This is a genomic window from Micromonospora sp. WMMD734, assembly GCF_049178975.1.
GTDB classification, from domain to species: Bacteria; Actinomycetota; Actinomycetes; order Mycobacteriales; family Micromonosporaceae; genus Micromonospora; species Micromonospora wenchangensis.
Window position 1 is genome coordinate 1 of the sequence record NZ_JBMHMK010000001.1, and the last position, 26,746, is coordinate 26,746.

The following is a 26,746-nucleotide window of genomic DNA, read 5'->3' on the forward strand; positions in this document are numbered from 1 at the left end:
GGTTCCGATCACGGAACTGACCAGCGGAACCGGCCGGAACTCGGGGCATCGTGCGAGCTGTCCACGACGGAAGCGGCTGACCGGATCGGCATCACCGACCGGGGAGTACGCGCCGCCATCGCCGCCGGCAGGCTACCCGCCCACCGCGACGGCGACCGGTGGCGCATCGACCGGGAAGACCTGGAGCACTACCGGGCCGGCCGGGCAGCCTGACCAGCAGGGGAGCGTCATGCCACCCGAACCGCCCAGCCTGGAGCGGGCCCTGTTCGGCCTTCCCGACGGTGCCGGACCGGCCGAGGCGATCAGCTACCGCGACGCCGCCGACCGAGTCGCCGCCATCACCAGCCCCGGCCAGCTCGGGGCACTCATCACCCGGGCCACCGACAGCGGCGACGACATGCTGCGCCGCGCCGCCCTCGCCCACGCCTGCCGGCAGGGCTGGCACGGCCTGGTCGTCGACCACGCCGGCCCCGCCGCCCTCCCGCTGCTCGACGCAGCCTGACCACGAACGGAGAACCACAGTGACCATCGACACCATCACCACGGCCAGCCCGGCAGAAGCCGGTCAGCGGCTCGTCGACCAGCTGCGGCGCATCACCCGCGAGCACGTCGCCGACCGGGCCGCCGCCCAGGCCGCCATCGACGACTTCCTGACCGAGGTCGACGGCGTCGACACGACGGCAGTCGAAGCCGCAGCGTGGAACGTCATCGACCAGCACGAGCGTTCCCGGCAGCACTACGCCGACGCCGGGCCACGCGGGGCAAGTGCCGCCCTGGTCGCACTGATGATCGTCGTGGACACCATGGCGCAACCGCTGGCCCGTGAGGTGGCCGCCGCCGAGCAGACGCTCACCGAGCGGGAGCGGGCCGCCTCCGTCGCGCTCACCGCGTTGGAGCGGGCCATCGGTGGTGGCGACCCGGCCGAAGTGCGGCAGCTGCGCGACCAGGTGGAGGTCGAGCACCCCCGCCGGATCGCCGAAGCGCGTACCGCGCTGCTGGAGCTGCGTGCCACCCAGGCCGCCGCCCGGCTGGAGTGCACCAAGGGGCGGCCGGCGGAAACCGCGCAGCGGGTGGCCGACGCCGGGAAGCGACGTGACGAACTGGTGGCGGAACTCCGGCGGGCCGCCGAAGAGGCGACGCTCGCCGAGGTGGAACAGCAGTGGATGAAGGACGCACGCGCCAGGCAGGAGGCCGAAGCGAACACGGCCCGGCGGGAACTGGCCGACTTCCAGGCCAGCCGCGAGCGGGAGATGCGTGACCGCGTGCGCCGCATCGTCGGCCTGCCCGACCCGACCCCGGCGCCGCAACCGTCGGCCCTGCCGCGCCAGGTCGTCCAGGACTTCTCTCCCACCGAAACCACCTACTACAGCAGCAGCGTGGTCGCCTGATGGCCGTCGACCGCACGACGCTGCGCGACCGCGTCAACGCCCGCCTACGCCGCATGGGCCTGCCCGACACCCAGATGCCGACCACGCCCACCACCGCCGTCGAGCGTGCCGCCGCCCGGCTCCGCCGGCTCGGCCTCATACCCGTCGCCGACCAGCAGACCAACCAGCAGAGGAGTCAGCCGTGAGCAACTGCCCGGACTGCGGCAAGGACACCAGCACCGAACCCGCCGCCCCGGCCGGCACCATCGCCGCCGGCTCGCAGCTCTACCGCACCCGCCGCCAAGGCGTACGCATCGACCGCGGCAGCGACACCGGGACCGACGTCACCCCACGCGGGAGTGATGCAGCGTGACCGGAACGGGGGCGAGCGGACCGGCGGCTCGGAGGGGGTGGGGCTCATCCCCGTCCCCCACCCCCCTGAGCAGGGACCGCCGGGGAGGTGGATTCCTGGCCGGGCACCCTGAAACAAGTCGACCTTGGAACGAATAGGGATCAATCGTGACTAAGGGTGATGACGGGAAGCTGCGTGCGCCGTCCGGGTTGCGTGCTCCGGGCCGCCGGTTGTGGGAGTCGGTGACCGGTGACTACGACCTCGACGAGCACGAGTTGGCGCTTCTGGTGGAGGCGGTCCGCACGGTTGACCTGCTCGACGAGCTGGAGAGGCGCGTCCGGTCGGACGGGGCGGTGATCGACTCGCCGCAGGGGTTGAAGGCGCACCCGGCGGCGGTGGAGGCCAGGCAGCAGCGGATCGCGTTGGCCCGGTTGGTGGCGGCGCTGCGGATGCCGGCCGGCGACGAGGAAGGCGACCAGGTGCAGGGGCGTCGGCCGCAGCGGCGTACAGGCACCCGCGGGGTGTACTCGATCCGGGGCGGGCGGGCGTCGTGAGGCGTCGTGTGGAGCTGCCGGCGGGGGTGGATGGGGTGCCTGCCTGGCTGCGGACGTTCGAGCCGGCCCGGTGGTCGGCGGGGGTGGGTCCGCCGCCGCCCGGGTGGGCGTTCGGGTCGGCCCGCTGGCGGGAGATCCAGGCTCACCGGCGGTGGGCGGACGCCGGCCGGGCCTGGCTGGCCGAGCGGGGCCAGCGGGCCGCCTGGTGGTCGTTGACCCGGCATCGGGCGGTGGCCCGGTGAGGCGACGCGACCTGCTCGCGGCCCACCAGGCGGCACCCGCCGAGGTGCCGGAGCATCTTCGGTCGATGCGCGGGGTGTCGACGTTCCTGCCGCAGGTCGCCGCCGAGCCGGTCCCGGTGTGGGTGCCGCCGGCTGAGGTGTCGATGTGGCGGTCGGTGGGCGCGTTCCGCCTCTGGTTGCAGGCCCGTCGGGAGTGGTGCCGGGTGAACGGCCGGGACTACGCGGCGACGTTCCGCCCGGTGGGGGGTGGCCGGTGAAGCGCAGGAAGCCACCGGAGCCGGACCGCCCTACCCGTGAGGTGCCGTTGTGGGTGCGCAATCTCGGGGTCGGGCTGCGGCACGTGGCCGGCCGGGCTCCTGACGACCCGGTGACCACGGATGACCTGGGGCGCGACCTGGAGGCGTTGCGGGCGGCGCGGGCGGTGTGGTGCGCCGAGAACGGCTGTTACCGGATCGGGAAGACGTGCCGCGAGGCGTACGGCGTGATGCCGCAGCGGTGCCAGGGAGAGGGGTAGGGGATGGCGCTACGAACGGTCGGGGTGCGCCTTCAGGCTGAGGTGTCCGGCTACATGGCGGGGATGCGGCAGGCGAAGGGTGCGACCCGGGACCTGATCGGCGAGATGGACAAGGCCGGCAAGAACCGCCACGCCCTGGACTCGGTGGGTGATGGTGCGGTGGTCGCCGGGGCCGGTCTGCTGGGGCTGGCGGGGGCTGCGGCGAAGTTCACGATGGACTTCGAGAAGCAGATGTCTGAGGTGTCGGCGGTGTCCAACGCCACCGCCGGGGACATGGAACGGTTGCGGTCTGCCGCGTTGCAGGCGGGTGCGGATACGGCGTTCAGCGCGACGGAGGCGGCCAAGGCTGAGGCCGAGCTGGCGAAGGCCGGCCTGTCGACGTCGGCGATCCTGGGCGGCGCCCTAACGGGGTCGCTGTCGCTGGCCGCCGCCGGCACCCTCGACCTGGCCGAGGCCGCCGACATCTCGGCGAAGACCATGAACATGTTCGGGTTGAAGGGTGCCGACGTCGGCCACATCGCCGACGTGTTGGCGGCGGCGGCCAACAAGAGCGCCACCGACGTGCACGAGATGGGCGAGGCGTTGAAACAGGGCGGCCTGGCCGCCGACGCCGCGGATATCGGCCTTGAGGAAACCGTCGGCACGCTGGCCGCGTTCGCCGACCGGGCCCTTGTCGGCTCGGATGCCGGCACCAGCTTGAAGACGATGCTGATGATGTTGCAGGCCCCGACGGACAAGGCCGCCGGGTTGATGGAGGAACTGGGCATCAAGGCGTACGACACCAGCGGGAACTTCGTCGGCACGGTGAAGCTGGCCGGGCAGCTTCAGAAGGCCCTGGGTGGGCTCACCCAGGAGCAGCGCAACGCCGCGTTGGCGCAGATTTTCGGCGCGGACGCGATGCGCGCGGCGAACGTGCTCTACAGCGTGGGCGAGCAGGGCCTACGTGACTACGTGGCGGCGGTCGACGACCAGGGCGCCGCTGCCGACGTGGCGGCGAAGAAGATGGACAACCTGGCCGGGGACGTCGAGAAGCTACGCGGGTCACTGGAGACGATGGCCATCGAGGCGGGATCGGGGGCGAACGACGGGCTGCGGCTGCTGGCGCAGGGCACCGGGGCGTTCGTCGACGAGCTGGCCGAGTTGCCTCCGGCGGTGGGCTCGACGTTGACGGTGGTGGCGGGCTTGTCGGGGGCGGCTCTGCTGCTCGGCTCGGGTTGGGTGCGGGTGCGCCGGTCGACGGCGGACATGCTCGACGAGCTGCGGCAGGTCGGCCCGAACGGGCAGCGGGCCGCCCGGGGGTTGGAGGTGACGACGAAGTGGGCCGGCAGGGCGGCGGTCGCGTTCGTCGCCCTGGAGGCCGCGTCCGCGGTCGTCTCATCGGCCCAGAGTGACCTGAATCCGCAGATCGAAGCGCTGGGTGTTGGCTTGGCGAAGTGGGGCCAGTCGGGTGCTCTCGCGGGCGAGTCGGCGCGTCTGCTGGGCGACGACATGAAGGACCTGGCGGTGGGCTTCAAGTTCCTCGCCGACGCAGACAACGACCGGCGAGGCTCGGCGCGGTGGATTCAGGACCGGCTGGAGAGCATCCCGGTGCTGGGTGAAGCGCTGGAGGGAACGAACACGAGCATGGCGCGGACCCGGGAGCGGGTCGACGCCATGGATCAGGCGTTCGCGCAGCTCGTCCAGGGCGGCAAGGCGGATGAGGCGCGGGCCGCGTTCGACCGGCTGGCGGCGAGCGTGGCGGCCGACGGCGTGTCGGTCGACGAGGTGCGCAAGCAGTTCCCGGCGTACGCGGCGGCCCTGGAAACCACGGCGGCGGCGGCCTCGAAAACGGTGTCCCCGACCAGCTCCCTGACCGGTGCGACGAAGGAATACAAGACGGCCGCCGACGCAGCCGCTTCGGCGGCGACCGGGCAGCGTGAGGCCCTGGTTGCCCTGTCCGAGATGATGCGCGCCGAGGCTGATCCGGTTTTCGGGCTGCTCGATGCCCAGCAGAAGTTGACCGAGGCGCAGAAGGCTGCGGCGAAGGCGGTCAAGGAGCACGGCCGGAACAGCGACGAAGCCCAGGAGGCCACCCGGAAGCTGGCGCTCGCGGCCATCGGCCTCCAGGAACAGGCCGGCGTGCTCAGCGGCACGTTCGACGGGAAGATGACCCCGGCGCTGCGGCAGACCCTGAAGGCGGCCGGGCTGACCGAAAGCCAGATCAAGGATGTCGCCGGCCAGTTCCGCACGGCGAAGAGCGCCGCCGACAAGTACGAGGGCACCTACAAGGCCAACGTGTCGCTCACCGGCTACCCGACGACCATGGACCGCCTGAAGCGGCTGTCGACCTACCAGCAGGCCCTGAAGAAGGGCACCATCCCGGTGGGATTCCAGGGCCCGATCCAGGGCAAGGACTACCACGCGGGCGGCTGGACCGGGCCGGGCGAGAAGTACCAGCCGGCGGGTGTGGTGCACGCCGACGAGTTCGTCATCAAGAAGGAGTCCCGGGGCAAGATCGAGCGCCGGCATCCGGGTCTGCTCGACGAGATGAACGCCACCGGGCAGCTGCCCGGGTACGACGGCGGCGGGCAGGTGTGGCCGTACCGGACCACGACGACGAAGACCCGCATCCCGTCACGGGCGGAGGTCGCCGAGGTGGTGACGCCGGGCATCCCGACGAGCGGCGCGACCGGGCCGGCGATCGTCGCTGCGGTGAAGGCGGCGTTCCCGCACTTGCAGGCGATCAGCACGTACCGGCCGGGTGCCACGACCCTGTCGGGCACCCGGTCGTACCACGCGCTGAACCGGGCCGTCGACTTCCCGCCCAGCCGGGAGCTGGCGGTGTGGTGGAACCGGCACTACATGGCCCGCACCAAGGAGCTGATCAGCCCCTGGAATGACCTGAACATCCACAACGGGCGGCGGCACACCTACACCGGTGCGGTGTGGAACCAGCACAACTGGGCGGGCGGCAACGCTCACGACCACATCGCCATGGCCAATGGCGGGTTGATCGCTGAGCCGGTATTCGGTGTGGGCATCAACTCGGGTCGCACCTACAGCTTCGCCGAGCGGGCACCGGAGTGGGTCACCCCGTGGCAGCCGGGGCCAGCGCGGGCCGGTGGCGGTGCTCAGCAGGTGAGTGTGGTCAACCACTTCACGATCAACGGGGGCACCCGTTCCCCGAGGGAGATCGCCATGGAGGTGTCGCACATCATCGGGCGTCAGGCCGATCTCTACGCGCGGTGAGCCTGACGCGAACACGCCGCTGCCCCCGACCAGCACAGTCGGGGGCAGCGGCGTGTTCAGGGATCAGCGGGTCGCTTCGCGGTGTCGGGCGCGCATCCGGTTCCAGATCCGCCGGCCGATGCGCCACCGCTTGCCGGTGGCCTTGCACCAGCGGCAGGGTCGGGCGATGCGCCGGGGCCGGCCCTGGTCGTCGGTGGGTCGGTGCACGCCGGCGCCCTTGCAGCACCAGCAGTCGCGCAGCGGGTGGAACAGGCAGGACAGCGGATACCAGGCCAGGGCCGCCAGGGTGATAGCGGTAGCCGTCAGTACGCCTCTCACAACGCCTCCAGGGGCCGAAATCGTGGTGTGGTGCCCGGTGGGGGCTAGCGGCTAGTTCCCTGCTCAGTGGTGCTAGCAGGGGGGCTAGCGCTAGCCCCCGGTGGGGCTATCAGGAGTCGACTTCCGCGAGGTCTGTCCCGGCGACCGTCTCGGCGTTGCGGGCGGCGATCCGGGCCTCCAGGGCGGCCAGTCGGACCCCCGCCCGGGTGGCCCGTTTCGTCGAGGTGGCGTCGATGCGCCGGTTCAGCGACTCGGTCTGCACGCCGGCCTTCGCCATCCACGCCCCGAACACCTCGACGGTCAGATCGGCGTACGCCGCCGGGTCGAGGGCCTGGAGGCGGGGCACGATCAGTTCCGACCAGATCGCCTCTTCGCCCTCGAACCAGACCTGCCGGACGTCGGCGAGCAGGTTCCGCAGGGCGACGCGGGGCACCTCGACGGGCTTCTCACCGCGGCGCATCTCCAACGCCCGCGCGACGACCCGCTCGGCGGCCGGGTTGTCGACGTACGCCGACCGGCACGGCCGGGTCGGGCCGGCGCCGGCCCGGTACCCCCACCCGGAGTCCTTCGGGCCGGTGGAGTCGCCCGGCTCGAACTCGGTCGGCCGCGCGCCACGGGCGTAGCTGCCGGTGCCCAACACCAGGTCAGTCTCGGTGTGGGAGGTGACGGCCAGGCAGGTCCGCAACGCGATGTTGCTGCTGATGCCCCGGGGCACGCTTTCCTTGTCGATGCGCTGCGTGGCGAAGATGACGTGAATGCCCAACGCCCGGCCCCGCTTGATGATGGAGGTCAGGAGGAACTTCGCCCGCTTGCCGTGGTTCGGGTCGGTCAGCAGCTCTTGCAGCTCGTCGAGGAACACCACCAGGGGCCGCAACCGGGCGTCGTGTTCGGCCATGGCCCGGTTGACCTTGTTGACGGTGTTCATGCCCTGGGCGGCGTACTTGCGGACCAGCGGCGCGCGTTCGTCGCACTCGGTCAGTAGCCATTCCAGGGCGGCCAGGCCGGCGGCCTTCGTCACTTCGTCGGCACCCGACCCGAACAGCCCATCCGGGCACAGGGGCTGGAAGCAGTCGACGTCGCCGGACCCCTTGAAGTCGAAGACGGCGGTGACGACCAGGGGGTCGAGGATCGCGGCGAGCAGCACCACCCGGGCGGCGAGCGTCTTGCCCGAGCCGGGGATGCCGGCGAACAGGCTGTTCTTCTCCGCGAGGCTGTAGGTGACGGGTCGCATCCGCTCGTCGTGGCCGTAGACGAACGTGCCGGTGAAGTAGTCGAAGGTGCCGCCGTCGAGCAGCGGCCACGCCGGGGCGCGCATGCTGCTGACGGGCTTGTCGGCCACCCAGATCGACAGCACCCCCGGGTGTTCACCCTCGACGGTCGACGGCCACACCTGCGACTTCGGCAGCCGGAACCCCGACGCGAGGCGGTCGCGTTCGTCGATGACGTCGGTGGCGAGCACCCCGGCGGGCAGCAGCACCAGGGCCTCATGCCCGGGGCCGGCCCGGTAGATGTCCCGCATGAACTTGAGGTCACCCGGGTTCTTGATGCCCTTCACGTTGCAGGCCATGATCGCCGCCCGGGTCAGGCCGGCGGTCAACCGGATGAACCGTTCGGCGTTGAACACCCGGTCCAGGATCGGCGCGTCGATCGGCCGGCCGACCCGGGCCAGGATCGGCACCACGAGGGCGGCGGCGAGGGCCTGCGCCCACCAGGGGGCGACGAACACCAGCAGCCCGGCCACCACGACCAGCAACAGAACCACCGGCACGGCCAGCCACACCCGGCCGCCGACGCGCCGGTCACGCTGCCGGGACAGGGCCAGGTAGTCGCCGACGTCGTTACGGCTGGCGGCGTTCTGCCGGATACCGAACCCCTCCAGGTCCAGGCACCAGTGAATGCCCTTCCCGGTGATCCGGGCCAGGCCGATCGGCGCGTACCAGGCCATCTTGGCGGCGTACTTCGGGGAGCGGGTGGCGTGGATGGCCGCCGAGTACGTCACGAACGACACCGCCTCGACCATCAGCGCGTGACGGCCGGCGGCCGACCGCAGCGACGCGGGCACGATCGGCTTGCGGTCACGGGCGTGCCGGGCGGTGATGTCGGCGAACGTGGTCGACGTGCGCGGCGGGTCCACCGGCGGCCCGTCCTCACGGCCACCGATGACGGCGACCTGCTCGCCGCGCGGCTCGTAGGCGCCCTGCTCACCCGCCCGGGGCGCGGGGACAACCTGCTCCAGGTCGTCGGCGTGAATCTGGTCGGTCATGCTGGTGCTCTCCTCCGTGGGGATGCGGTGCCCGGCCGGGCGTGGCCGGGCACCGCGGTGGGTCAGTTCTGCGGGTCGGTGGCGGCGATGCGGTCCAGCTCGGCCGCGAGGTGCGGCAGGCCGGCGTCCCGGATCTGGTCGCGGACCTCCCGGTGCTTCTGCGGGTCGCCCTTCGCGGCGGTCAGGTCCCGCTCCAGGTCACGGATGGTGGGCTTGGGCATGGTCACTTCCCCTTCTTCTTGTCCTTGCGGTAGTCGCCGTCGACGTGGCCGATGACGGTGGCGCCGTTGCCGATCGCGGACTGGCCCTTCGTCTTGACCTTGCCGGTGCTGATCGGGGTGTCGCTCTTGCTGGTCGGGTCGAAGTTCATGTGGCCGTTCTTGCAGGTGGCGAGGGTGCCGGTGTGGTCAACGGCCGTGCTGCGCATCGTCGTGGTGCCGCAGGTGGAGCAGGCGCTGATCGCCATGACGGGCGTCCTTCCGGGGGTTGGGGCGGCCAGGGGTTCTGGCGGCCTCCACCGCCGCCGGGTGATGGGCCGGCGGCGACGGGGGCGGTCAGACCGCGCAGAGCAGGGCCGCGACGAACAGCCATCCGACGTGCCAGGACTGGTCGAGGGCGTACAGGCCACCCCCGCGCTCCAGCCAGTGCGGGTCCTTGCCGAGCAGGTCGGCCAGCCGGCGCAGCGGGGTGCGCCGGTCGGCGGCGTAGTGGCTGACCGCGCTCACCGTCAGGCCGGCGGCGACGGCCAGCAGGTTCGGCCGCCACCCGGTGGCCGCGGCGACGAGGGCCAGGGCCACGACGGCGGTCAGGGTGTAGCTGGCCACGTGCGCGACGCAGGCGATCCGGCCAGCCCAGCCCGGCAGGCCCTTGCGGTCGGCCTGAGGCTGGGTCTGCACCCAGTGGTCGGCGACCTGGTGAGCGGCGTACAGGGCAGCGAACGCGGCGGCGAAGTCGGCGGTGGTCATCAGCTCTGCTCCGCCTTTCGCTGCTGGGCCTGCGACGCCAGCCGCTGCCGGATCGCCTCGGGGGTGAACATCTGCGGGTTGGCCTTCTGCGCTCGCCGGGCCAGCTCGGCGTGCTGCCGGTCGGTGATCGTGTTCGGGACGGTCGGCTTGCTCATCGCTTCACCGCCGACGCGATCCGGCCGCCCAGCTCCACCAGGCAGATGGACGCCACCACCACCAGGCCGTCGACCGACAGCGGCAGCAGGTACTGCGAGCCGTTCGTCTCCCCGTAGCGGGCGGCCACCGCCGCCATGTGCCAGTAGGACACCCACGCGGCGATCCCGGCGATGAGCGCGGTCGCCGCCCACCGGCCGACCGCCAGCCGGCGGGAGTGCACGGGCACCCGGGAGATCAGTTCGATGGTCAGCAGCAGGGCCAGCGGCGACCACGCCGAGATGACCTGACTGATGATCTCGTCGCGGGCGTGGAGCACGTTCCCGGCGATGGAGGCGGCGACACCCAGGGCCAGCACCAGACGCACACCCCACCGGATGCGCACCAGCGACACCCGCTCAGCGGCCCCGGGCGGGGTCGACTTGACGGCCAGCGCGGGTACCTTGACGACCGGGGGCGTACCCGGGTGTCCGTCCACCCGGACCTGCGGCGACACCTCCGGCCGAGGACGGCGGCGGAACCACCTGCGGGAGCCGTCCGCCTCGGCCTGGTCCGGCTCGTCCGCCGGCACGGGCTCGGGTTCGACGGGTGCCGGCAGCGGGTCTGGGCCGATCGGCTCGGCGTACAGCCACGGGTCCGCCGGCTGCTCGTCGACCTCCACACGCTCCCACCTGAGCGGGTCGGCGGCGACCTGGGCGATCAGCCGCTCACGCAGCTCGGTCGCCTTCGGCACACCGATGCGGAACTCCTTCATCAGCCGGTTGCGCGACGGCACCTCGCCGAGCTGGTCGGTGAGGGCGAGGGCACCCGGGTACAGGTCGTCGATGGTGCGGGGGTGGATGCTGGCGGGTGCGGTCATCGGGTCAGCTCCTTCGGGCGGATGGTCGTGGTCGGGCGCTGCGCCGGGGCGGGTGCCGGCTCGGCGTGCTGGGCGCGGATCGCGGCGGCGGTCTGGTCGGCGTGCCGCTCGCACAGGGCGATAGCGACGGCCAGCGGGCCGCCGATGGCGACGGGGCCGCCGAGCAGGATCAGCAGCAGCGGGTTCACCTGGCCACCGCCTCGACGTCGGCCGGGGCCGGGACGGTGACGTACGTCTGCACCGTCACCCGCTGCCGGGTCACCTCGTGGTCGCGGGTCGTGGTCCGGTACGGCTTGAACCAGCGGTGCGCGGACTCGATCGGTCCGTGGCCGGCCAGCACCGGGCGGGGCATGTTCAGCCAGGCGGCCCACCGGTCGGCGTCGGCCTGCCGGTCGTCGCCGAAGTGCAGGGTCAGGTCACCGTGGTTGCAGGTGACGTCACCGACCTCGACGCGGGCGGGAACGGGAAGGCCGGTGGCGACACCGGCGGCGGCCAGGTCGAACGCGACGCGGCGCGGGTCAGGAAGGCTGCTCATCGGGTCATCTCCAGGGAGGTCGAGACGCACATCCCGGCGGCACCCACCGAGGTGGGTGGGCAAGGCTGCGTCGTGTGGTTGGTGTAGGCGGCCAGCCCGGCGAGAACGGCGCAGACCAACACGGTCCGCTTCACCAGGCGGTCAACGAATGCGCCCATGACGGGCACCTCCTCAGGTGAGGGGGAAGACGAGAGGTGAGAGAGGGGGCCCGGCGGGGCCGGGGCGAGGTCGGCCCCGCCGGGGAACGGCTACCGGGGCGGGCCGAGCTCCCGGCCGATCAGGGAGGCGATCGCACCGGCCAGCGACGCGGCCGACGCCAGGTCGAGCACCACCAGGTCGTCGGGTTCCGCGCCGGCCGGCTCGTCGGACGGGCCGAACCGGGCCTGCCAGTGCGACACCGACACGTACGTCTCCTGCCCGTCGGCCGCCTCCAACTGCACGACCGTCCGCGTCAACTCCGTCAGCAACTGCACCGGCTCGGACAGGTGCACGTGCGGCGTCGGCGTGTGGGGCACCCGCACGCACCACGGCGGGCACAGGTCCCGGTCGACGACCGGCCCGGCGGCCATCAGCGGGAGACGCGGGCGGTTGCGGCGGCGGCCAGCAGGGCGGCGGCCAACGCTTCGGCCTGGTCGGGGGTGCCCGCCCAACCCTGGACGCCCTCACCGCCCGCGTAGGCGCCCTCGCTGCCCTCGCACACCGACAGCAGGACCCGGGCCGGCATGGTGACCCGGCCCTGCTCGGTGCACGACTCGACCAGCACCGTCGCCGTGGCCGGGTCGTCCAGCGACACCCCGTCGGCGGCGGTCAGCTCGGCGAGACGCCGCTCGTGGCCGGCACCGATGGAGAACCCGTCGACCTCGGCCAGCTCGCCGGTGTGGTCGGTGGCGCACCACGGCGGGCAGTCCGCCGGCCGGCCCGCCCGGGGCGCGGACGGGGCCGTGCCGAGGTGCTCGGCGGCGACCAGGGCGCGACCGAGCCGGCCCGCCTGGTCGAGCATCAGCGACGCCGACGCGCCCATCTGCCCGTCCGAGCTGACCATCTCGAGGATGGCCAGCGCCGGGTCGACACCGCCGGGCAGTTCCGGGGCCTCGACCTGCTCCAGGTTCAGCCGGATGTTCACCCGCTCGTTGACGACCGCACCGTCACCGGAGAGCAGGTCGAGCAGGGTGCGGGAGTGCAACGGCTCGGCCCCGTCGTGGTGGTCCTGACCCCGGGCCGTGCACCAGGCCGGGCACAGCTCCGGGTCGGCCGGCAGCGACGCGGCGGCGACCCGCCGCTGCTCGGCCGTCCAGTCCGGCTGGCCGGCGATGAAGTTCAGGCAGAGCTGGTGCGCGTCGCCCGGGGTGACGCCCAGCAGAGCGGCGACGGCCGGGAGCGTCGCACCGGGGGCGGTCGCCAAGCCGAACGCCTGCGCCGCCCGGTCCAGGTTGCGGCGGCGGTACGCGGAGTTGATCGGGAACCGGTCCACCTGCTCGGCGGACGGCCGGGGGCGGGGAATCGCGGTCAGGTTGGTGGTGTCAGCGTCGATGATCCTGTCCGTCGAGCGGACAGGGCGGATGGCCGAAATGGTCATGTGACCAGCCCTTCTTGGAGGGTGCCTATGAGGGTTCGCGCTGGAATCGCTCGCCCTCACTTACCTGTTTGCAAGACAACCACAGGGTCCAACGTGGCGATCGTGGTCGGCGCGGTGCTGCTGGCGGCCCGGTGGGCCCGCGCCGGTCCGCGGCTGGCGGTGGTGCTCTGCGGCCTCGCCCTGATCGGCTTCGTCGTCCTGGTCCGTCCCTCGCCCAGCGTGGTGCGGGCGGCCACCATGGGGGCGATCGGGCTGGCCGCGTTGGCGGTCGGGCGGCCCCGGGCCACGCTGCCGGCGTTGGCCGCGGCGGTGACCGTGCTGGTGCTCGTCGATCCGGAGCTGGCCGGTGACGCCGGCTTCGCGCTGTCGGTCCTGGCCACCGGCGGGTTGCTGCTGCTCGCCCCGGGCTGGCGCGACGGGCTGCGGCGGCGGGGCGTGCCGGCCGGGTTGGCGGAGGCGCTCGCCGTCCCGGCGGCGGCCCAACTCGCCTGCGGCCCGGTGGTGGCCGGCATCTCCGGCACGGTGAGCCTGGTGGCGGTGCCGGCCAACCTGCTCGTGGTGCCGGCGATCGCCCCGGCCACGGTGCTGGGGGTGACGGCGGCGGTCGTCTCGCCGGGGTGGCCGGCCGGGGCGGAGTTCGCCGCCTGGCTGGCGAGCTGGCCGGCCTGGTGGCTGGTCACCGTGGCCCGGGTGGGGGCCCGGCTGCCCGCCGGTACCCTGCCCTGGCCGGGCGGGCTGCCGGGCGCGTTACTGCTGGCCGGGCTGACCCTGGGGCTGCTGTTGGCCGTCCGCCGGCCGCTGGTGCGTCGACTGGTGGCGGTCGGCGCGGCGGCGGTGGTGCTGGGCACCCTGCCGGTCCGGCTGGTGGCGAGTGGGTGGCCGCCTGACGGTTGGGTGGTGGTGGCATGCGCGGTCGGGCAGGGGGACGCGGTCGTGCTGCCGGTGGCGGCCGGCCGGGCGGTGGTGGTGGACGCCGGTCCGGAGCCGTCGGCCGTGGACGGTTGCCTGCGGCGGCTCGGGGTACGCGAGGTGCCGCTGCTGGTGGTGAGCCACTTCCACGCCGACCACGTCGGTGGCGTGGCCGGGGTGACCCGGGGCCGGCGGGTGGCCATGGTGCTCACCCCGACCCTGGCCGAGCCGGTGGCGGGGCGGGAACTGGTGACGGCCGCCGTCGGATCGGCGCGCCGGGTGGTGCCGGGGGTCGGCTGGTCGTACCGGTCGCCAGGGGTGGAGGTGGTCGCGCTCGGGCCGCCCTATCCGCTGCGGGGCACCCGGTCCGACCCGAACAACAACTCGCTGGTGCTGCGGGCCACGGTGGCCGGCGTCCGCATCGTGCTGCCCGGGGATGCGGAGACCGAGGAACAGCGGGCTCTGCTGGACCGGGTGCCGTCGCACGCGTTACGGGCCGAGGTGCTCAAGGTGGCCCACCACGGCAGCGCGTACCAGGACCCGGCCTTCCTCGACGCGGTCCGGCCGGCGGTGGCGCTGGTACCGGTGGGGGTCGACAACGACTACGGGCATCCGAGCCCGGTGATCCTCGACCGGCTCGCCCGCTCCGGTGTGCGGGTGCTGCGGACCGACACCGACGGGGACGTGGCGGTGGTGGTCCGTTCCGGCCGGCTCGCGGTGGTCGGCCGGGGCCTGCCGCCGGGCCGTCGGTGACCCGCCGGGCCGAAGGCGCGGTCCGCCGTCCCGGCGGCCGAGGAGGCAGAGACGAGAGATAATCCGGACTGGGAGGGATATTGCGTGCACTGGGTGGCAATCGAGGTAAATGTCTATATTTGCGATGACTGCGGGGTGGGCCGTCGCAGCCGTCGATGAGCAGGCGCGATCCTCCGCCGAGCCGTGCCAAGATGAGCGACGTGACCGGCGTCGACCTTGCTCCTATTCTGCTCGTCCTCGGCGACGAGGAGCTGCTCGCCACGCGCGCGGTGACCGAAGCCGTGGCGAAAGCCCGCAGCGTCGACCCGCAGGTCGACGTCCGGGAGTACCAGGCCGGGGCGTTGGCCGTCGGTGAGATCGCCGAGATGCTCAGCCCGTCGTTGTTCGGTGGGCGGCGGGTACTGGTGCTCCGCTCCGCCCAGGACGCCCGCAAGGACCTGGTCGGCGCGCTGCTCGACTATGCCCGCAATCCCGACCCGGACGTCCAGCTGGTGGTCCTGCACCTGGGTGGCGGCAAGGGCAAGGCGTTCGCTGACGGGCTGCGGGCCGCCGGTGCCACGGTCGTCCCGGCTGCGAAGCTCAAGGGGCACCGCGAGCGGGTCGCGTTCGTCCGCGAGGAGATCCGCCGGGGCGGTGGCAGGTGCACCGACGACGCGGCCGAGGCGTTGATCGCCGCCGTCGGGACCGACCTGCGGGAGCTGGCCGCCGCCTGCTCGCAACTGATCGCCGACACCGACGGGCGGATCGGCGCGGACACTGTCGCCCGCTACTACCGGGGGCGGGTCGAGGTGAGCGGCTTCACCGTCGCCGACGCCACCATGATCGGCGACGTGCCGGCCGCCCTGGAGGCGTTGCGCTGGGCCCTGCACGTCGGGGTCGATCCGGTCCCGATCGCCGACGCCCTCGCCGACGGGATCCGTACGGTGGCCCGGGTCGCCGCCGCCGGCCGGGGCGATCCCTACCAGCTGGCGAGCACCCTCGGCATGCCGGCCTGGAAGATCAAGAACGCCCAGCAGCGGGCCCGGGGCTGGACCCCGGAGGGCCTGGTCGAGGCGATGCGGGTGGCGGCCGAGTGCAACGCGGCGGTCAAGGGCGGTGCCGACGACCGGGGGTACGCCCTGGAGAAGGCGGTCTTCTCGGTTGCCGCAGCCCGGCGGGGCAGCGCCCGGTGACCGGCCCCTCCCGCCCGGTGGTGCGGCACGGTGGGCGGGTGACCGGCCCTCCCCGGCCGGTGGCGGGGCGCGGCCGGCCGGGATGGTCGGTCATGCCGGCCGACGAGCGCCGCTACCGGCCGCTCTACGCCCGGCTGCTCGGTCTGCGCATCGTCAACCCCGGCGGGGTGCTCTGCTTCCTCTTCTTCGAGGGGGCGGTGGCGCTCGCAGTGCTCCTCGCCCTCGCCGAGCTGGTGAGCTGGTGGGCGGTGGCGGTACTGCCGCTGGCGGTGGCGGTCATGGTCAAACTCAACGACGAGGTCGCCGGGCGGGTGGTCCACTCGGCGGCGCTGGTGCCGGAGCAGGAACGCGACAGGTTTCGGCGGGAACTCGAACCGATCGTCGGGCGGGCCCCGGTGTCGTACCCGCTGCCCGGCACGGTGGTCACCGACGTGCCCGCGCCGGGGAGGCCGGCCGGGCCGCCGCTGCGCTCCCGGCGCTACCACGGCTAGCCCGACCACGGTCGTGGTGCCACGACGCCGCCGGGACGAGGCGGGCGGCCGGCGCAGCGGCACCGCCGCCGGGGAGATGCAGCGCGCCGCCGCCAGGGAAACACACAGCCGAGAGCCCCGGGGTGGTGCCCCGGGGCTCTCGGTCAGGTGTGGGTTACTCGGTCAGGCCGAGAACGAGTCGACGCGCTTCGCGATGGCCGACTTCCGGTTGGCCGCCTGGTTGGCGTGGATGACGCCCTTGCTGACGGCCTTGTCGAGCTTGCGGGCGGCGTCACGCATCAGGGTGGTGGCCTTCTCGGTCTCACCAGCCTCCGCAGCCTCGTGGAACTTCCGGATGGCGGTCTTCAGCGACGACTTGACCGACTTGTTACGCAGCCGGCGCTTCTCGTTCTGCCGGTTGCGCTTGATCTGGGACTTGATGTTCGCCACGCGACAGCCTCGTCTTGATAGCTCGGTTTGGTCTGCTAATCCGCGTGTGACGAGCATGCGTCATCGCCACGCGAAAAGCCAGGCTACCAGGTCCGCCGGGACGAGCCAAAACGCCGTACCCCGACCGCACCCGCCCGGGCCACGCCGACGGCCCGGGTCACGGCGTCCCGGGTCGGGTCAGTGCCAGCCCTGCCGGGCGGCGAGCCAACGGAGCGCCTGTTCCCCGCTGAACCGCCGGTGTGCCCCGAGCAGCGCGGACGTGCCCGCCGGGTGTCCCCCGGCAGCAGCCGACCCCGCACCCGGCGTGGGGTTCGCCGTTGCCGGTGGGCCGGCGGCGGTGAGGTAGTAGCCGGCGAGCGCGGCCAGCGTCACGTCCAGGGCGTCGGGCGGGGCGTCGGCCGCTGCCGGATGCGCGGTGAAGACGGCGTCCAGCCCGGCCCCGTCGGCGTACCCGGTGATCAACAGACCGGCCAGGTCGAACCACGCCGGGCCGTGGCAGAGCCAGTTCCAGTCGCAGAACCAGGCCCGGCCGGCGGGGTCCAGCAGCACGTTGTCCACCCGCAGGTCGCCGTGGGCCAGGCCGGACGCGGTCGCCGCGTACCCGGGCAGGCGGGACTCCAGCGCGACGAGTTCGGGCAGCCGGTCGCGGACCGGCGGGATCAGCGGGGGCACCGGCTCCCGTCCGGCGGCCACCTCGTCCCACCACAGGATGTCGGCGCGGGCCAGGTCGGCCAGCCGGGGTAGGCCGAGCGCGGTCAGTCCGGCTGGCGGGTCGGCCAGCGCGGCGGCGACCCCGGCGTATCCGGTGAGCACGGCGGCCAGTTCGGCCGGGTCCCAGGGCAGGCGGGGGGTCCGGCCGTCGACGGCGTCCAGGCCGACCGCGTACCAGCCGGCCGCGTCGAGTGCCCAGTGCGGGCGGGGCACCGGCAGGCCGGCCGGCAGCCGGGCGAGGACGGCCAGTTCCCGGGCGTACCAGTCGGCCAGGTGGCGCTGCCGGAGCAGGTCGGCGGCCTTGACGAAGACCCGTGCGCCGGTGGCCGTGGTGAGCACGGCGGCGAAGCCGCCGGTGAAGCCCGCGGTTGCGGTCCGGGCCGCGACCACCGGTGCGCCGAGCCGGCCGCTGATCGCGTCCCGCAGGCCGTCGGGCAGGTCCCGCCAGTCGGGTCGCACGGCGGTCTCGTGGTACGGCGGCGGCGTCGCGGACACCCCACCATCGTGCCCGGTCCGGCCGGGCGTGGTGACCCCCGGCCGGGTGGGGTCGGGGGCCGGCGCGGGTCTGGGAGACTCCAGGCCATGAGGACCGACGACTTCTGGCAGTTGATCGACCAGGCGCGGGCCGGGGGCGGGGGAGAGGCCGAGGCGGTCGCGGCGCGGGCGGTCGCGCTGCTCGCCGAGCGCACCCCGCAGGACATCGTCGGGTACGCGCACCACCAGCAGCGGGTGCTGGCCGCCTCGTACCGGGTCGATCTGTGGGGTGCGGCGTACCTGATCAACGGGGGTGCCTCCGACGACGGGTTCGAGTACTTCCGGGGCTGGCTGATGACCCAGGGCCGGGCGGTCTTCGCCGCCGCGGTGGCCGACCCGGATTCGCTGGCCGGGCTGCCCCGGGTGCGGTCGGCGGCGCTCAGCGGCGAGGAGTTCGAGTGCGAGGACATGCTGGCGGCGCCGTGGGACGCGTACCGGAAGGCGACCGCGAGTGAGCTGCCGACGCCGCGGGACGCGGTGCCGGTGCCGGACCTGAACGACTTCTGGGACTTCGACGACGAGGCGGAGGCCCGCCGTCGGCTGCCGAAGCTCGCCGCCCTCTTCGTCGAGCCTCCCGAGGAGTGACCCCCGGGAGTGGGCCACCGGTGGTGCCGTCGCCGGGTACCCCAGGAGTGATCGGACCGGTTTCGGAGCGACGTGGGAGCATAGAGGGGGCCGGCGGCGCGTCGGCCCGCTCACGTCAGCCGACCAGAACGGACCGCTGTGCCACCGACGCTCGATCCCGGCGCGAACGCTCCTGGTGCCACCGACCCGGCGCGCATCCGGAACTTCTGCATCATCGCCCACATCGACCACGGGAAGTCGACCCTGGCCGACCGGATGTTGCAGCTCACCGGTGTGGTCGATCCCCGGCAGATGCGCGCGCAGTACCTCGACCGGATGGACATCGAGCGCGAGCGCGGCATCACCATCAAGAGCCAGGCCGTCCGGATGCCGTGGACCATCCGCGACGGCGAGCGGGCCGGTGAGCAGGCCGTCCTGAACATGATCGACACCCCGGGCCACGTGGACTTCACCTATGAGGTGTCCCGGTCGCTCGCCGCCTGCGAGGGTGCGCTGCTGCTGGTCGACGCCGCGCAGGGCATCGAGGCGCAGACGCTGGCGAACCTCTACCTGGCGCTGGAGAACGATCTCAAGATCATTCCGGTGCTCAACAAGATCGACCTGCCGGCCGCCCAGCCCGAGAAGTACGCCGAGGAACTGGCCCACCTGATCGGCGGCGACCCGGCCGACTGCATCCGGGTCTCCGGCAAGACCGGCGACGGGGTGCCGTACCTGCTCGACGAGATCGTCAGGCAGTTCGTCCCGCCGGTCGGTGACGCCGACGCCCCGGCCCGCGCGATGATCTTCGACTCGGTGTACGACGTCTACCGGGGCGTGGTCACCTACGTCCGGGTCATCGACGGCCGGATCAGCGCCCGGGACCGGATCAAGATGATGTCCACCGCCGCCGTGCACGAGCTGCTGGAGATCGGCGTCATCTCACCCGAGATGGTCAAGGCCGACGCGCTCGGCGTCGGCGAGGTGGGCTACCTGATCACCGGGGTGAAGGACGTCCGCCAGTCCCGGGTCGGCGACACCGTCACCATCAACGCCCGGCCGGCCACCGAGGCGCTCGGCGGCTACAAGGACCCGAAGCCGATGGTCTACTCCGGCCTCTACCCGATCGACGGCTCCGACTACCCCAACCTGCGCGAGGCGCTGGACAAGCTCAAGCTCAACGACGCCGCGCTCGACTACGAGCCGGAGACGTCGGGCGCGCTGGGCTTCGGCTTCCGCTGCGGCTTCCTGGGCCTGCTGCACCTGGAGATCATCCGGGAGCGGCTGGAGCGGGAGTACAACCTCGACCTGATCTCCACCGCGCCGAACGTGGTCTACCGGGCGATCACCGACGACGGTGAGGAGATCGTGGTGACCAACCCGAGCGAGTACCCCACCGGCAAGATCGCCGAGGTGTACGAGCCGGTGGTGCGGGCCACCGTGCTCACCCCGAACGACTACGTGGGCGCGGTGATGGAGCTGTGCCAGGGGCGGCGGGGCAGCCTGCTCGGCATGGACTACCTCTCCGCCGACCGGGTGGAGCTGCGCTACACCCTGCCGCTCGCCGAGATCATCTTCGACTTCTTCGACCAGCTCAAGAGCCGTACCAAGGGGTACGCCTCGCTGGACTACGAGCCCTCCGGCGAGCAGGCGTCCGACCTGGTCAAGGTGGACATCCTGCTGCACGGTGAGCCGGTGGACGCGTTCAGCGCGATCGTGCACAAGGACAAGGCATACAACTACGGCACGACGATCGCGGCGAAGCTGCGCAACCTGATCCCGCGCCAGCAGTTCGAGGTGCCGATCCAGGCGGCCATCGGCAGCCGGGTGATCGCCCGGGAGACCATCCGCGCCATCCGCAAGGACGTGCTCGCCAAGTGCTACGGCGGTGACATCAGCCGCAAGCGCAAGCTGCTGGAGAAGCAGAAGGAGGGCAAGAAGCGGATGAAGATGGTGGGCCGGGTCGAGGTCCCCCAGGAGGCCTTCATCGCCGCGCTCTCCTCGGACTCCGCCGACGCCAAGCCGGCCGGCAAGAAGTAGTCGGGCGCGTACGCCCGATCACGTCGGCCGCGCCCGCGCGGCCCAGCCGGTCCCGGTACCCCACGACGGCCGGCGGCCCCGGTGTTCCGACCCGGCCGCCGGCCGTCGGCACGCCCGCCCCCGGTGTCGTACGGAAGAATTTTTCCGCCCCCGTGCCACTGCCGGATCTGCCGGTGCGAGTGTCCTGAGCTGCGTGGACATCGACGGCCGGCAAACCGACGCAGCGGCGTCGGATCGACGTGCGGCGACATGTGGGGTGGTGAGTCGGTTTGGTTTTCCGGCGGGTCGGGAACCTAGCTGTCACGACAGGAACCACACATACCGTGTGACTCAATCTTCAGGAGGAGGGCGACCGTGGAGTTCACCGTCTGGGGCATCATCACCGCGCTCGTTGTTGGTCTCATCGTCGGCGCTCTGGGCCGTCTGGTCGTGCCGGGCCGCCAGAACATGCCGATCTGGCTGCACATGCTGATCGGTGTGGGTGCCGCTCTGCTGGGCACCGTGCTGGCCCGCGCGATGGGCATCGCCACCGAGACCGCCGGCATCGACTGGGCCGAGCTGCTGGTGCAGGTCGTCCTCGCCGCCATCGCGGTGGCCCTGGTGGCCGGCGTGGGTCGCCGCCGCAGCGTCACCCACCGGTAAGTCAAGCGGCACCGCTGAGCGGGCGCCCGACCCCCACGGGGTCGGGCGCCCGCTGGCGTGCGGGGCCGGGTGGCGCGGGCCGTCGCCGGCGGCGGGCGGTCTAGACCAGATCGTTACCGGAGTCGGTTTGGAGATTCTCCGCTTCGGGAACCTATCGATCACCACAGCAACAAACACTCACCAACGACATATCTACTGAAGGAGGACGGCCGTGGAGTTCACCGTCTGGGGCATCATCACCGCGCTCGTCGTCGGTCTCATCGTCGGCGCTCTGGGTCGCCTGGTCGTGCCGGGCCGCCAGAACATGCCGATCTGGCTGCACATGCTGATCGGCGTGGGCGCCGCTCTGCTGGGCACCGTGCTGGCCCGCGCGATGGGCATCGCCACCCAGACCGCCGGCATCGACTGGGCCGAGCTGCTGGTGCAGGTCGTCCTCGCCGCCATCGCGGTGGCCCTGGTGGCCGGCGTGGGCGGGCGTCGGGGGGTCACCCACCGGTGACCCCATCCGCCGGTCGGTGACCGACCGGCACGGACCAACTCAGCGGATGCCCGCCCCCGGACCGGGGGCGGGCATCCGCTTGTCCGGATGGCGACCGTCGATCCCGTCGGGTCGTCGCGGGGCCTGCCCGAGTGGCCCCCGCCTGCGATACGGTCGCCTCGCGCAACGCCCCGCCGTCCGCCGCCGCACCGTCGACGGTCCGCCCGCGCGGGGCGGCACCCACCCCCTGTCGTAAAGGAAATTTTCCTACTAGGGTGCGGCTGAGAAGGTTAATGCCGGACGGCGCGAGGGAGATGTGGCGTGAACAGGTGGAAGCGGCTGACCCCGGTCACCGCCGTCGTGGCCTCGGCCGTGATGGTGCTCGCCGGTTGCGGCGGTTCCGGCGACGACGAAGCCGCCGACGACAGCAAGCTGACGGTCTGGATGATGGGCGAGGGGAGCGACGCCCAGACCGCGTTCCTCGACGGCGTCGAGACCGAGTTCCGGCAGAAGCACCCCGACACCGACGTGGTGGTCCAGTACGTCCCCTGGCTGGAGGCGCCCAAGAAGTTCCAGGCGGCGCTCGCCGGCGGCGAGGGCCCCGACGTCACCGAACTGGGCAACACCGAGACCCAGGGCTGGGCGGCCCAGGAGGCGCTCGCCGACATCTCCGGCCGCTTCGGCGGCTGGGCCGAGGGCAAGGACGTCCTGCCCGACCTGGTGCGCAACGCCCAACTCGACGGCAAGCAGTACGGTGTCCCCTGGTACGCCGGGGTGCGCGCGGTCTACTACCGCACCGACTGGTTCGCCGAGGCCGGCGTGCAGCCGCCGAAGACCTGGGACGAGCTGGTCTCGGTCGCCAAGGCGGTGCAGGCCAAGAAGCCCGGCAGCTACGGCATCGCCCTGCCGGGCAACTCCGAGCTGCCGTTCTACTCCTTCCTCTGGGGTGCCGGCGGCGAGATCGCCACCGAGCAGGGCGGCACCTGGAAGTCCGGTTACACCAGCCCGCAGGCGCAGCAGGCGGTGAAGTTCTGGACCGACCTGGTCACCGTGCACAAGGTGGCCCCGCCCGCCGCCGCCGGGTGGAACGAGATCGACGCCCGTACCCAGTTCGCCACGGGCAAGGCGGCGATGGCCTTCGCCGGCAGTTGGCAGGCCGGCGCGATCAAGAAGGACAACCCCGACATCGAGAAGGTCTGGGGGACCTTCCCCATCCCCGGCCCGGACGGCGGCCCGGCCCCCGCCTTCGCCGGTGGCTCGGACATCGCCCTCTGGCAGGACAGCGAGCGGCAGGACCTGGCCTGGGACTACCTCACCGTGCTGCTGAGCAAGAAGAACGCCAAGACGTTCGCCGGCAGCCTCGGCTTCTTCCCGGTCTACTCCGACCTCGTGCAGGGCGGCGACTACGCCGACGACAAGCTGATGGCGGCGTTCGCCAGCGCCATGCAGCGCACCCGGGTGACCCCGTTGACCCCGAAGTGGGTGGAGGTCAGCCGGACGAAGACGGTCACCCAGGCGATGAACAGCTCGGTCATCAAGGGCCAGAAGTCGGTGCAACAGGCCACCGCCGACGCCGCCGCCGAGATGGAAAGCATCCTCAACGCCAAGTGAGCACCCTGACCGAGCACACCCCGACGGCCGCCGCCCGGGACACCCCCGCCCGGCGGCGGCCCCGGGTGGACCGCCTGCCGTACCTGCTCCTGCTGCCCTGCCTGGTCGTGATCGGGGTGCTGCTGCTCTGGCCGCTGGGCCAGGTGGTGACGATGTCGTTCTTCCGGCTGAACAGCGTCCGGCAGTTGCGCGGGGACCGGGAGTGGCCGTTCGTCGGGTTGGCCAACTACACCCAGATCCTCGGCGACCCGTTCTTCCGTACGGTGCTACGCAACACCGTGCTGTTCGCGGCGGCCAACGTACTGCTGACGATGGTGCTGGGCACCCTGGTCGGGCTGCTGCTGCACCGGCTCGGCCGGAAGATGGCCACCTTCGTCGCCAGCTGCGTGATGCTGGCCTGGGCCACCCCGGCGCTGACCGGCACGATCGTCTGGAAGTGGATCTTCGATGACACCTCCGGCCTGGTCACCTGGGCGTTCAACGCGCTGCCCGACGGGCTGTCGCAGGCGATCTTCGGCCGCACCGACTGGTCGGGCTACGGCTGGTTCAACTCACCACTGTTGTTCTTCGCGATCCTGACCCTGGTGGTGGTCTGGCACTCGTTCCCGTTCATCGCGGTGAGCGTGCTCGCCGGGCTCAAGAGCGTGCCGAGTGAACTGCACGAGGCGGCCCGGGTCGACGGGGCCGGCCCGTGGACGGTGTTCTGGAAGATCACCTTTCCGCTGCTGCGGCCGGTCTTCGGCATCCTGGTGGTGCTCTCCACCATCTGGGACTTCAAGGTCTTCACCCAGCAGTTCGTGCTGGCCGGCGGCACCCAGGACCGGCCCACGTTCATGCTGTCGATCTACTCGTACGCCGAGGCGTTCTCCCCGCCGCCCAAGTACGGCGTGGGCTCGGCCATCGCGGTCATCCTCACGCTGATCCTGCTGGTGGTGACCGGCCTGTACGTCCGGATGGTGCTCAGACAGGAGGACGCGTCGTGAAGAAGGTCGCCCTCAACGGCGCGGGCCTGCTGGTGGCGCTCTTCGCCGCCTTCCCGGTCTACTGGATGATCGCCACCTCGCTGAAGCCGAACCGGGAGATCTTCTCGGCCACCCCCCGGCCGGTCCCGGCCCACCCCACCCTGGAGCACTACCGGGAGATCCTCACCGGCAACCTGATCCCGGGTGTGACCTTCGGCGACTTCCTGCTCAACAGCGTGCTGGTGGCGGTCAGCACGGTCGTGCTCAGCGGCCTGGTGGCGCTGCTGGCCGCGACGGCGGTGGCCCGGTTCCGGTTCCGGCTGCGGACCACCTTCCTGATCATGCTGCTGGTGGTCCAGATGATCCCGCTGGAGGCGCTGGTCATCCCGCTGTTCCTGATGATCCAGCGGCTCGGCCTCTACAACACCCTGCCCAGCCTGATCCTCACCTACCTGGGCTTCTCGCTGCCGTTCGCGGTGTGGATGCTGCGCGGCTTCGTCGCGGCCGTGCCCAAGGAACTGGAGGAGGCCGCCGCCATCGACGGCGCGAGCCGCGCCCAGACCTTCCGCAAGGTCCTCTTCCCGCTGGTCGCGCCCGGCCTGGTGGCCACCAGCATCTTCTCCTTCATCACCGCCTGGAACGAGCTGATCTTCGCGTTGACCTTCGTCAACGACCAGAGCCGCTACACCCTGCCGGTGGCGATGACCTTCTTCTTCGGCCGGGACGACACCGCCTGGGGGTCGGTGATGGCCGCCTCCACCCTGTTCACCCTGCCTGTGATCATCTTCTTCCTGCTGGTGCAGCGCCGGATGGTCTCCGGTCTGGTCGCCGGCGCCGTCAAGGGCTGATCCGGGACGGCGACCGCCCGCGCCCGGCCGTACCCTGGGGCCATGACGGGCAGGGTGGCGGCGGTGAACCTCGGCGTGGTGACGCAGGCGCGGTGGGCGGGTGACGCGAGTGGACGCAGCGGCATCGACAAGCGGCCTGTCGACGGCCCGGTGCTGTTACGCGCCGACGGGGTGGCCGGTGACTTCATCGGCGAGCGGGCCCACCACGGCGGCCCCGAGCAGGCCGTCTACGCCTACGCGCAGGAGGACGCCGGCTGGTGGTCGGCCGAGTTGGGCCGTGACCTCCGCCCCGGCGGCTTCGGCGAAAACCTGACCACCTGGGCGGTCGACGTGACCGGCGCGGTGATCGGCGAACGCTGGGCGGTCGGCTCGGCGTTGCTCCAGGTCACCAAGCCGCGTACCCCGTGTACGACCTTCGCCGGCTTCTGGGGGGTGCCCGACCTGATCAAACGGTTCACCGTCCGGGCCACCCCCGGGGCCTACCTGCGGGTGCTACGCGAGGGCGAGGTGAGCGCGGGTGACCCGGTGGAGGTGGTGGACCGGCCGGCGCACGGCGTCACCATCGGCGAGGTGTTCCGGGCCACCAGCCTGGAGCCGGAGCTGCTGCCCCGACTGCTCGACGTCCCCGAACTGCCCGAATCGACCCGGGCGAAGGTGCGTCGCCGGCTGAACGTCGCCGGCTGACCGGCCCACCGGCCGGCAGCTCGGCCGGGGTCGTCGCCGGCAGGTCAGGCGGGGTCGGCGAAGACCTCGGCCAGCACCCGTGCCCCGGTCGGCCGGCCGTCGGCGACCTTCGCCCACCGGCCGTTGTCGGCGTTCCACTCCAGCCCGTCGAAGCGCACCCGCTTCACCCCGTGGTCGGGGGCGTGCGAGACCAGCCAGTGCGCGTACCGCCAGCCGTCCCGGGCGTCCGCGGCGGGCACCGTCACGTCGGTCAGCTCGGCCACCGCACCGGCGTCGGGCAGGCCCCAGTCGAGGGTCAGGCCACGGGTCAGCTCGGCCGCCGCGGCCTGCCCGCGCATCACCGGGGTACGCCCCACCGTGCAGGCCACCGCGCCGGTCGCCTCGCCGAGCAGGGCCCGCGCCAGCACCTGCGACTCGTCGGCCCACTTCTGGTACGCGTTCGGGTACGCCGACCGCTGCACCGCCTGGGCCGCGTCGGTGACCTCCATCCGCTCCCAGCCGCGTACCTTCTTCAGCGCCTTGTAGAACCGGGCCGCCGCGTACCGCTGGTCGCGGATCTGCTCCGGGGTGCCCCAGCCCTGGCTGGGACGCTGCTGGAACAGGCCGAGCGAGTCGCGGTCACCGTGGGCGAGGTTACGCAGCCCCGACTCCTGGTAGGCGGTGGCGAGGGCGACCACCACGGCCTGTTCGGGCATCTGCCGCTGCATGCCGATCGCGGCGATGGTGGCCGCGTTGGCCATCTGGTCGGCGTCGAGCTTCACGGTGCCGTCAGCCTGGACGGTGCAGCTACGGCCGGCGACGGGAAGCCGGAACTCCCCGTCGAGTTGACGGACCCCCCAGCCCCCGACGATGGCGAACAACGCCACCACGACCCCGGCTGCCACGAATGTCCGCGTCCGCACCCGCACCTCCCGTTTCAACGTTCGCCAAGCGTACGTCGCCAACCGTCGGCCCCGGGTCGGTCGACCGGTTCACGTTCCCGCAGGAAATCAGAA

35 protein-coding genes and 1 pseudogene are annotated in these 26,746 nt (G+C 72.3%); 21 read left to right on the forward strand and 15 right to left on the reverse strand.

All coding sequences use genetic code 11. The features are described from left to right. The 10 genes from ACN267_RS00005 to ACN267_RS00050 all read left to right on the forward strand — a co-directional run. Window positions 1–213: helix-turn-helix domain-containing protein (locus ACN267_RS00005; protein WP_421487612.1), on the forward strand; the 213-nt coding region annotated here is incomplete at its 5' end. Between the two features lie 16 nt (window positions 214–229). Next, the gene (locus tag ACN267_RS00010; RefSeq protein WP_421487613.1) at window positions 230–502 is read left to right on the forward strand and encodes a hypothetical protein; all 273 of its coding nucleotides are present in this window, start codon (window positions 230–232) and stop codon (window positions 500–502) included. A 19-nt stretch (window positions 503–521) separates the two neighbouring features. Continuing rightward, window positions 522–1,388: a hypothetical protein gene (locus ACN267_RS00015; RefSeq protein WP_421487614.1), complete on the forward strand. Its 867-nt coding sequence runs from the start codon at window positions 522–524 to the stop codon at window positions 1,386–1,388. After that, window positions 1,388–1,573: a hypothetical protein gene (locus ACN267_RS00020; RefSeq protein ID WP_421487615.1), complete on the forward strand. Its 186-nt coding sequence runs from the start codon at window positions 1,388–1,390 to the stop codon at window positions 1,571–1,573. The genes ACN267_RS00015 and ACN267_RS00020 overlap by 1 nt, the downstream gene beginning before the upstream one ends. Further along, the gene (locus ACN267_RS00025) at window positions 1,570–1,740 is read left to right on the forward strand and encodes a hypothetical protein (protein WP_421487616.1); all 171 of its coding nucleotides are present in this window, start codon (window positions 1,570–1,572) and stop codon (window positions 1,738–1,740) included. The genes ACN267_RS00020 and ACN267_RS00025 overlap by 4 nt, the downstream gene beginning before the upstream one ends. 146 nt (window positions 1,741–1,886) lie before the next feature. Beyond that, window positions 1,887–2,273, forward strand: a complete 387-nt coding sequence (locus ACN267_RS00030) for a hypothetical protein (RefSeq protein ID WP_421487617.1) — start codon at window positions 1,887–1,889, stop codon at window positions 2,271–2,273. A gap of 35 nt (window positions 2,274–2,308) precedes the next feature. After that, on the forward strand, window positions 2,309–2,515 hold the full coding sequence (locus ACN267_RS00035) for a hypothetical protein (RefSeq protein WP_421487618.1): 207 nt from the start codon (window positions 2,309–2,311) through the stop codon (window positions 2,513–2,515). Next, the gene (locus ACN267_RS00040; RefSeq protein WP_421487619.1) at window positions 2,512–2,772 is read left to right on the forward strand and encodes a hypothetical protein; all 261 of its coding nucleotides are present in this window, start codon (window positions 2,512–2,514) and stop codon (window positions 2,770–2,772) included. The genes ACN267_RS00035 and ACN267_RS00040 overlap by 4 nt, the downstream gene beginning before the upstream one ends. Window positions 2,773–2,825: 53 nt before the next feature. Next, entirely contained in the window at window positions 2,826–3,029 is a 204-nt protein-coding gene (locus tag ACN267_RS00045; RefSeq protein WP_421487620.1) for a hypothetical protein, read from the forward strand. 3 nt (window positions 3,030–3,032) lie between these two features. Continuing rightward, a complete protein-coding gene (locus tag ACN267_RS00050) occupies window positions 3,033–6,257 on the forward strand; it encodes a phage tail tape measure protein (protein WP_421487621.1) in 3,225 nt (1,074 codons plus the stop codon). A gap of 63 nt (window positions 6,258–6,320) precedes the next feature. On the opposite strand, the gene ACN267_RS00055 is transcribed toward ACN267_RS00050, so the two are convergent. The 12 genes from ACN267_RS00055 to ACN267_RS00110 all read right to left on the reverse strand — a co-directional run bounded on the left by ACN267_RS00055 (window position 6,321) and on the right by ACN267_RS00110 (window position 12,926). Next, a complete protein-coding gene (locus ACN267_RS00055; RefSeq protein WP_421487622.1) occupies window positions 6,321–6,575 on the reverse strand; it encodes a hypothetical protein in 255 nt (84 codons plus the stop codon). A 109-nt stretch (window positions 6,576–6,684) separates the two neighbouring features. After that, on the reverse strand, window positions 6,685–8,838 hold the full coding sequence (locus ACN267_RS00060; protein ID WP_421487623.1) for an FtsK/SpoIIIE domain-containing protein: 2,154 nt from the start codon (window positions 8,836–8,838) through the stop codon (window positions 6,685–6,687). Between the two features lie 62 nt (window positions 8,839–8,900). Then, window positions 8,901–9,065 (reverse strand): hypothetical protein, encoded by a 165-nt coding sequence (locus tag ACN267_RS00065; protein ID WP_421487624.1) that lies wholly within the window; start codon window positions 9,063–9,065, stop codon window positions 8,901–8,903. Beyond that, on the reverse strand, window positions 9,062–9,304 hold the full coding sequence (locus ACN267_RS00070) for a hypothetical protein (RefSeq protein WP_421487625.1): 243 nt from the start codon (window positions 9,302–9,304) through the stop codon (window positions 9,062–9,064). Before ACN267_RS00070 ends, ACN267_RS00065 begins: the two co-directional genes overlap by 4 nt. A gap of 88 nt (window positions 9,305–9,392) precedes the next feature. Further along, a complete protein-coding gene (locus ACN267_RS00075) occupies window positions 9,393–9,803 on the reverse strand; it encodes a transcriptional regulator (protein ID WP_421487626.1) in 411 nt (136 codons plus the stop codon). Then, window positions 9,803–9,958, reverse strand: coding sequence for a hypothetical protein (locus ACN267_RS00080; protein WP_421487627.1), 156 nt, complete (start codon window positions 9,956–9,958; stop codon window positions 9,803–9,805). Before ACN267_RS00080 ends, ACN267_RS00075 begins: the two co-directional genes overlap by 1 nt. Beyond that, the gene (locus ACN267_RS00085) at window positions 9,955–10,815 is read right to left on the reverse strand and encodes a DUF2637 domain-containing protein (RefSeq protein WP_421487628.1); all 861 of its coding nucleotides are present in this window, start codon (window positions 10,813–10,815) and stop codon (window positions 9,955–9,957) included. The genes ACN267_RS00080 and ACN267_RS00085 overlap by 4 nt, the downstream gene beginning before the upstream one ends. Next, window positions 10,812–11,003: a hypothetical protein gene (locus tag ACN267_RS00090; RefSeq protein WP_421487629.1), complete on the reverse strand. Its 192-nt coding sequence runs from the start codon at window positions 11,001–11,003 to the stop codon at window positions 10,812–10,814. The genes ACN267_RS00085 and ACN267_RS00090 overlap by 4 nt, the downstream gene beginning before the upstream one ends. After that, complete coding sequence (locus ACN267_RS00095) at window positions 11,000–11,350, reverse strand: hypothetical protein (RefSeq protein ID WP_421487630.1); 351 nt, start codon at window positions 11,348–11,350, stop codon at window positions 11,000–11,002. The genes ACN267_RS00090 and ACN267_RS00095 overlap by 4 nt, the downstream gene beginning before the upstream one ends. Continuing rightward, window positions 11,347–11,508 carry a hypothetical protein gene (locus ACN267_RS00100; protein WP_421487631.1) on the reverse strand — a complete coding sequence of 54 codons (162 nt, stop codon included), beginning with the start codon at window positions 11,506–11,508 and terminating at the stop codon, window positions 11,347–11,349. The genes ACN267_RS00095 and ACN267_RS00100 overlap by 4 nt, the downstream gene beginning before the upstream one ends. A 90-nt stretch (window positions 11,509–11,598) precedes the next feature. Then, a complete protein-coding gene (locus ACN267_RS00105) occupies window positions 11,599–11,865 on the reverse strand; it encodes a hypothetical protein (RefSeq protein ID WP_421487632.1) in 267 nt (88 codons plus the stop codon). A gap of 53 nt (window positions 11,866–11,918) precedes the next feature. Continuing rightward, complete coding sequence (locus ACN267_RS00110) at window positions 11,919–12,926, reverse strand: hypothetical protein (RefSeq protein WP_421487633.1); 1,008 nt, start codon at window positions 12,924–12,926, stop codon at window positions 11,919–11,921. Between the two features lie 81 nt (window positions 12,927–13,007). Between ACN267_RS00110 and ACN267_RS00115 the strand changes: the two are divergent. The 3 genes and pseudogenes from ACN267_RS00115 to ACN267_RS00125 all read left to right on the forward strand — a co-directional run. After that, window positions 13,008–14,588, forward strand: a pseudogene (locus tag ACN267_RS00115) (ComEC/Rec2 family competence protein); the annotation flags it as partial. 191 nt (window positions 14,589–14,779) lie between these two features. Then, window positions 14,780–15,760, forward strand: coding sequence for a DNA polymerase III subunit delta (gene holA, locus ACN267_RS00120; RefSeq protein ID WP_281894981.1), 981 nt, complete (start codon window positions 14,780–14,782; stop codon window positions 15,758–15,760). 92 nt (window positions 15,761–15,852) lie between these two features. Further along, on the forward strand, window positions 15,853–16,251 hold the full coding sequence (locus tag ACN267_RS00125) for a hypothetical protein (RefSeq protein WP_239485543.1): 399 nt from the start codon (window positions 15,853–15,855) through the stop codon (window positions 16,249–16,251). Window positions 16,252–16,413: 162 nt separating this feature from the next. Here the strand turns inward: ACN267_RS00125 and rpsT are convergent, their stop codons facing one another. Both rpsT and ACN267_RS00135 read right to left on the reverse strand, forming a co-directional pair. Continuing rightward, the gene (gene rpsT, locus ACN267_RS00130; RefSeq protein ID WP_204959572.1) at window positions 16,414–16,680 is read right to left on the reverse strand and encodes a 30S ribosomal protein S20; all 267 of its coding nucleotides are present in this window, start codon (window positions 16,678–16,680) and stop codon (window positions 16,414–16,416) included. A 177-nt stretch (window positions 16,681–16,857) separates the two neighbouring features. Further along, window positions 16,858–17,886, reverse strand: a complete 1,029-nt coding sequence (locus ACN267_RS00135) for a phosphotransferase family protein (RefSeq protein WP_421487634.1) — start codon at window positions 17,884–17,886, stop codon at window positions 16,858–16,860. 87 nt (window positions 17,887–17,973) lie between these two features. Here ACN267_RS00135 and ACN267_RS00140 point away from each other — a divergent pair, with 87 nt between their 5' ends. The 8 genes from ACN267_RS00140 to ACN267_RS00175 all read left to right on the forward strand — a co-directional run bounded on the left by ACN267_RS00140 (window position 17,974) and on the right by ACN267_RS00175 (window position 25,751). Further along, window positions 17,974–18,510: a DUF4240 domain-containing protein gene (locus ACN267_RS00140; RefSeq protein WP_204959571.1), complete on the forward strand. Its 537-nt coding sequence runs from the start codon at window positions 17,974–17,976 to the stop codon at window positions 18,508–18,510. Window positions 18,511–18,648: 138 nt separating this feature from the next. Beyond that, window positions 18,649–20,526 (forward strand): translation elongation factor 4, encoded by a 1,878-nt coding sequence (gene lepA / locus ACN267_RS00145; RefSeq protein WP_204959570.1) that lies wholly within the window; start codon window positions 18,649–18,651, stop codon window positions 20,524–20,526. A 354-nt stretch (window positions 20,527–20,880) separates the two neighbouring features. After that, entirely contained in the window at window positions 20,881–21,168 is a 288-nt protein-coding gene (locus tag ACN267_RS00150) for a GlsB/YeaQ/YmgE family stress response membrane protein (protein WP_421487635.1), read from the forward strand. A gap of 211 nt (window positions 21,169–21,379) precedes the next feature. After that, window positions 21,380–21,667 carry a GlsB/YeaQ/YmgE family stress response membrane protein gene (locus ACN267_RS00155; protein WP_281894993.1) on the forward strand — a complete coding sequence of 96 codons (288 nt, stop codon included), beginning with the start codon at window positions 21,380–21,382 and terminating at the stop codon, window positions 21,665–21,667. Window positions 21,668–21,967: 300 nt separating this feature from the next. Continuing rightward, complete coding sequence (locus ACN267_RS00160) at window positions 21,968–23,257, forward strand: sugar ABC transporter substrate-binding protein (protein WP_204959567.1); 1,290 nt, start codon at window positions 21,968–21,970, stop codon at window positions 23,255–23,257. Further along, window positions 23,254–24,240, forward strand: coding sequence for a carbohydrate ABC transporter permease (locus ACN267_RS00165; protein WP_204959566.1), 987 nt, complete (start codon window positions 23,254–23,256; stop codon window positions 24,238–24,240). Before ACN267_RS00160 ends, ACN267_RS00165 begins: the two co-directional genes overlap by 4 nt. Next, the gene (locus ACN267_RS00170) at window positions 24,237–25,067 is read left to right on the forward strand and encodes a carbohydrate ABC transporter permease (RefSeq protein ID WP_281895000.1); all 831 of its coding nucleotides are present in this window, start codon (window positions 24,237–24,239) and stop codon (window positions 25,065–25,067) included. Before ACN267_RS00165 ends, ACN267_RS00170 begins: the two co-directional genes overlap by 4 nt. Window positions 25,068–25,109: 42 nt before the next feature. Beyond that, on the forward strand, window positions 25,110–25,751 hold the full coding sequence (locus ACN267_RS00175) for an MOSC domain-containing protein (RefSeq protein ID WP_204959564.1): 642 nt from the start codon (window positions 25,110–25,112) through the stop codon (window positions 25,749–25,751). Between the two features lie 44 nt (window positions 25,752–25,795). On the opposite strand, the gene ACN267_RS00180 is transcribed toward ACN267_RS00175, so the two are convergent. After that, a complete protein-coding gene (locus tag ACN267_RS00180; protein ID WP_204959680.1) occupies window positions 25,796–26,659 on the reverse strand; it encodes a hypothetical protein in 864 nt (287 codons plus the stop codon). Window positions 26,660–26,746: the final 87 nt, after the last annotated feature.

Excerpts from the sequence above, each read along its gene's own strand:
- ACN267_RS00010 (WP_421487613.1), top strand. The coding sequence starts at position 230 with ATGCCACCCGAACCGCCCAGCCTGGAGCGGGCCCTGTTCGGCCTTCCC.
- ACN267_RS00020 (WP_421487615.1), top strand. The coding sequence starts at position 1,388 with ATGGCCGTCGACCGCACGACGCTGCGCGACCGCGTCAACGCCCGCCTA.
- ACN267_RS00050 (WP_421487621.1), top strand. The coding sequence starts at position 3,033 with ATGGCGCTACGAACGGTCGGGGTGCGCCTTCAGGCTGAGGTGTCCGGC.
- ACN267_RS00060 (WP_421487623.1), bottom strand. The coding sequence starts at position 8,838 with ATGACCGACCAGATTCACGCCGACGACCTGGAGCAGGTTGTCCCCGCG.
- ACN267_RS00070 (WP_421487625.1), bottom strand. The coding sequence starts at position 9,304 with ATGGCGATCAGCGCCTGCTCCACCTGCGGCACCACGACGATGCGCAGC.
- ACN267_RS00075 (WP_421487626.1), bottom strand. The coding sequence starts at position 9,803 with ATGACCACCGCCGACTTCGCCGCCGCGTTCGCTGCCCTGTACGCCGCT.
- ACN267_RS00080 (WP_421487627.1), bottom strand. The coding sequence starts at position 9,958 with ATGAGCAAGCCGACCGTCCCGAACACGATCACCGACCGGCAGCACGCC.
- ACN267_RS00085 (WP_421487628.1), bottom strand. The coding sequence starts at position 10,815 with ATGACCGCACCCGCCAGCATCCACCCCCGCACCATCGACGACCTGTAC.
- ACN267_RS00095 (WP_421487630.1), bottom strand. The coding sequence starts at position 11,350 with ATGAGCAGCCTTCCTGACCCGCGCCGCGTCGCGTTCGACCTGGCCGCC.
- ACN267_RS00100 (WP_421487631.1), bottom strand. The coding sequence starts at position 11,508 with ATGGGCGCATTCGTTGACCGCCTGGTGAAGCGGACCGTGTTGGTCTGC.
- ACN267_RS00110 (WP_421487633.1), bottom strand. The coding sequence starts at position 12,926 with ATGACCATTTCGGCCATCCGCCCTGTCCGCTCGACGGACAGGATCATC.
- holA (WP_281894981.1), top strand. The coding sequence starts at position 14,780 with ATGAGCGACGTGACCGGCGTCGACCTTGCTCCTATTCTGCTCGTCCTC.
- ACN267_RS00125 (WP_239485543.1), top strand. The coding sequence starts at position 15,853 with ATGCCGGCCGACGAGCGCCGCTACCGGCCGCTCTACGCCCGGCTGCTC.
- ACN267_RS00140 (WP_204959571.1), top strand. The coding sequence starts at position 17,974 with ATGAGGACCGACGACTTCTGGCAGTTGATCGACCAGGCGCGGGCCGGG.
- ACN267_RS00175 (WP_204959564.1), top strand. The coding sequence starts at position 25,110 with ATGACGGGCAGGGTGGCGGCGGTGAACCTCGGCGTGGTGACGCAGGCG.